The organism is Kitasatospora nipponensis, from assembly GCF_039528135.1.
GTDB lineage: Bacteria > Actinomycetota > Actinomycetes > Streptomycetales > Streptomycetaceae > Kitasatospora > Kitasatospora nipponensis.
In genome coordinates this window covers 13416-17148 of sequence record NZ_BAAALF010000179.1, presented here as the reverse complement: position 1 = coordinate 17148, position 3733 = coordinate 13416, and the positions used below count along the sequence as shown (strand labels likewise).

Below are 3733 nucleotides of genomic sequence, written 5' to 3'. Positions count from 1 at the left end.
GCCGTGGTGGCGCCGGTGGCCTCGGAGGCGCGCTGCACGGTGCGCGCCGCTCGCGCCGGACGCAGCTCGATGAGCAGGTCGCGGATCAGCGGCAGTCCGATCTGACCCTGCACCACCAGGTAGAGCGCCAGACCCCAGTTGGGCCCCCAGCCGTGCGCCGAGACGTCCAGCGCGAGACCGCCCGCCGCGGCGAGCAGCGAGCCGCCGACCCAGCCGAGCGAGACCAGCACGACCCGCCGAGCCAGCCCACCGGGCTTGGCCCCACCGGCGCCGGTCGGCACCCAGGTCGCGCTGCGCCCGCGCAGCGTGTGCAGGAAGGCGGCGCCCGCGGCGATGCTCATCAGCACGTTGGCGCGGATCACCTCGACTCGCCAGCGGGTCCGGCTGACCCGCGGCAGCAGCACGTGCCAGAGCCAGAGCGGCGCGAGCAGCGGCAGGACGTGCCAGGGCCGGATCTGGTCGGGATAGCAGTACATCATCACCAGCGGCGGCAGCGGCGCGGCGAAGATGTTCACGGCCGTGGTGAGGTAGCCCACGATGCCCTCGTAGAAGCAGAACCGCATCCGCCAGGGCGCCCGCATCCGCTTCAGGTCGCGGCCGCCGAGCAGGTGCAGGTTGCCCATCGCCCAGCGGTACTGCTGGTTGACGAAGGAGGCCAGGCTGTCGGGCGAGGTGCCCTTGGCGACCAGGACCGGCACGTACAGGGTGCGGAACCCGCGCTCGTACAGGGCGAGTCCGGTGTACATGTCCTCGCTGTGGTCCAGCCGGGCGAAGCCGCCGGCCGCGTCGATGGCGGCGCGCCGGTAGACGGCGTTGCTGCCGCAGCAGATGGCGGCGTCGCTGGCGTCCCGGGAGGGCTGGATCCAGCGGAAGAACCACTCCTGCGCGGAGCCGGCGGCCCGCTCGATCCAGTTCATCGAGCCGTCGGTGTCGAAGCACTGCGGGCTCTGCACGATGCCGATCGCGGGATCGGCGAAGTACGGCACCAGGTGCTGGAGGAAGTCCGCGCGCGGTGCGAAGTCGGCGTCCAGGATGGCGATGTACTCGGCGCTGCCGAGAGTCAGCGCGTGGTTGAGGTTGCCGGCCTTCTTCAGGTGCCCACGGTCCGGCCTGACCACGTAGCGGTAGCCGAACTCGGCTGCCAGCTCCTCGACTTCACTGCTGGCGGCGTCGTCCAGTACCCAGACGGTGAGCCGGCCGGGCCAGTTGACGAGGGAGACCGCGCGGTAGGCGTTGGCCAGCACCGCGAGCGGTTCGCCGCAGGTCGGCAGGTAGAGGTCCACGCTCGGGGCCTCGGCGGGTCGCCAGGCCCGCAGCAGCACCTCGTGCGACTGCCGGGTGAGCCGGCGCTGGCGCAGGCTGTTGACGGAGGAGAGGGCGAGTGCGACGAGGTTGAGCGCCAGCACCGCCAGGAAGGCCCAGAGCGCGGGTGTGCGCAGGGCGAAGGTGAACATGGTCGCCGCCGTCAGGACGAAGGCGAGCGAGGTGCAGAGCAGGACCCAGCGGCGCTGCGGTCCGAAGTACCAGTAGAGCTCCTGATCGTCGGGTGGAGCGGGAAGATGATGGACAGTCATGTGGCCCCCACAGCCGCGGTCGACAGCTTCCGGGGACAGGCTATCCGATTGGTATAGACCATTCGCGCCAGGTGTCCACGGATCAAGACGCGGTGCCGGGAATCCGGGCGTGGGTCACCGCTCGCGGGACCGTCGGTGCGGCCGCGGCGCACACCTCCGCAGCCTCTGTCGCCACTCTGGTCGCCCCGAGCGATCCGACGGAAGATCAACAGGTCGCGCGGGGGTGAACTCTGGCACAACGACAGGTCCGGCCCCCGCGGTACTGTCGCCCGCGGGGGCCGGACCTGTCGTGGTGACGGACCCGGTGGGGTCAGCCGATCGCGTGCGAGAGCAGCGCGCCGTCGCCGTTGCCCTGGGTGGTCTGGCCCACGTTGCAGATCTGGTGCTGCTGCTGGTTGGCGATCGGCACGTCGACCTGCAGCGGGGGCAGCACGCCGACCTGCACGTGGTGCACCTCGGGCAGGCAGAGGTTCAGGTTGTCGGCCGTGTGGAAGTTGGGGCTGTGGTCGCCGGTGGTGCCGGTGGCGTTGGTGCCGCCGTCGCCGGAGACCGAGGCGGCCGAGCCATCGGCGTTGCCGATCGCCATCGCCGGAGCAGCCATCGCGGCCATCGACGCGACAGCGATACCGGCGCCCGCCAGAGCCTTCTTGAACATGGGTCATGGTCCTCTCGAAATTCGCCGGCGGGCGGTGCCTGGGCGGCGGCCGCGCCGGCGGTCTGTACCGACGTCGCGTTCAACGCGCCCGGGCGGGCCAGGTCACTGGTGAAAGGGCGGACTCACCCGTCCGGTGCTGCCGGGACCGGATCCGACTCCGACTCCGACCCTGACCCCGATCCAGACTCCGACCCGTGCCCGGCCGGCCTCAGCCGGTGGGCCAGTGCCGGCGGCCGAGGCTGATCAGGCGCAGCTGGTCGCGGGCGACGGAGGCGATCCGCCGCTCGGCCGCGGGGGAGTCCGGCGGCGCCTCCAGCAGGGCGGCGGCGGTGGCGACCAGGTGCTCGACGTACAGGCCCGCGAGCATCCGCAGGTCCTGCCCGCTCCAGTCGGCGCTCTGCGGCTGGGTGCCGAGCGCGGCGGCGGTCTCGGAGGTGAAGGCGTCCAGCTCCGCGGTGATCGCCTCGCGCACCGACCGGACGCCGCCGTGCCGTTCGCGGGCCAGGAAGCGCAGGTGGGCCCGGTTCTCCCGGACGTGCCGGGTGATCACCGCGATGGTCCGGTCGATCAGGTCCTCGGCCTCGCCCTCGCCGGCCAGCACGGAACGGATCATCGCGTGCAGGCTCTGCAGCGACTCGGTGACCAGGACCACGCCGAGCTCGTCGAGATCGCGGAAGTGCCGGTAGAAGCCGGCCGGCGACATCCCGGCGGCCCGGGTCACCTCGCGGACGCCGAGGCCGCTGAGGTTCTGGTGTTCGAGCAGCCGCAGGCCGGCGTCGAGCAGGGCGCGGCGGCTCTGCTCCTTCTGGGCCTGGCGGACTCCGAGGGTGTGACTCACGTCATTCAGTAAACAACTGTTTGCTGACTTCCGCCAGCGTAGAGTGGTGGATGTCAGCGAACAGTTGTTAGCTCAAATGGCGAAAGGTCCGCTCATGTTCTTCCTCGCCGTGCTCGCCGCGATGGGCCTGCTGCTGGGCACCGCCGCCCACACCAGCCTGCCGGTCTTCCTGGCCGCCGCCGCCGCGATCGCCGGCTGGCTGCTGCTCTTCGGCGCCCGCGAGGGTGCCGCCCGCCTGCGCCGGCACTGACCCGACGGTCCCCGTTCCTGCCCTCGTTCCCCCGTTCCTCGTTCCCCCGACCACAGCCCGACCGCCGTATCCGACAGGAGAGTTCCGATGGCAGCCCTGACGCCCGCTCAGCACCGCGCGAACCACGGATCAGCCGACACCCGCTCCCGCGACGCGGACGGGATGGCGATCGCCTCCTTCGTCCTCGGCCTGATCGGACTGCTGCTCTTCAACGTGGTCTTCGGGCCGCTGGCCCTGGTCCTGGGCGCGCTGGCGCTGGTCCGGGGAACCGCCCGGCGCGGCCGGGCCCTGCTCGGCCTCACCCTCGGGGCGGCCGACCTGATCCTGCTGGCGGTCGCGATCGCCACCAGCCACGGCACGCTGCTGCAGCTCGGCGGCTGACGGGGCGATCGGGCTTCATCCTCGAGACCCGGGGC

At 71.8% G+C, this 3733-nt stretch carries 5 protein-coding genes; 2 read left to right on the top strand and 3 right to left on the bottom strand.

Annotation, left to right across the window (positions count from 1 at the left end; genetic code table 11):
• The 3 genes from ABD323_RS32770 to ABD323_RS32760 form a co-directional block, all read right to left on the bottom strand.
• Positions 1-1574: glycosyltransferase family 2 protein (locus tag ABD323_RS32770; RefSeq protein ID WP_344445692.1), on the bottom strand; the 1574-nt coding region annotated here is incomplete at its 3' end.
• A gap of 310 nt (positions 1575-1884) precedes the next feature.
• Positions 1885-2229, bottom strand: a complete 345-nt coding sequence (locus ABD323_RS32765) for a rodlet layer protein (protein ID WP_344445691.1) — start codon at positions 2227-2229, stop codon at positions 1885-1887.
• Positions 2230-2437: 208 nt separating this feature from the next.
• Positions 2438-3067: a TetR family transcriptional regulator gene (locus ABD323_RS32760; protein WP_344445690.1), complete on the bottom strand. Its 630-nt coding sequence runs from the start codon at positions 3065-3067 to the stop codon at positions 2438-2440.
• A gap of 94 nt (positions 3068-3161) precedes the next feature.
• Between ABD323_RS32760 and ABD323_RS32755 the strand changes: the two genes are divergently transcribed.
• Together ABD323_RS32755 and ABD323_RS32750 are read left to right on the top strand one after the other, a co-directional pair.
• Positions 3162-3317 (top strand): hypothetical protein, encoded by a 156-nt coding sequence (locus tag ABD323_RS32755; RefSeq protein WP_344445689.1) that lies wholly within the window; start codon positions 3162-3164, stop codon positions 3315-3317.
• 87 nt (positions 3318-3404) lie between these two features.
• Positions 3405-3698 carry a DUF4190 domain-containing protein gene (locus tag ABD323_RS32750; protein ID WP_344445688.1) on the top strand — a complete coding sequence of 98 codons (294 nt, stop codon included), beginning with the start codon at positions 3405-3407 and terminating at the stop codon, positions 3696-3698.
• Positions 3699-3733 lie beyond the last annotated feature (35 nt).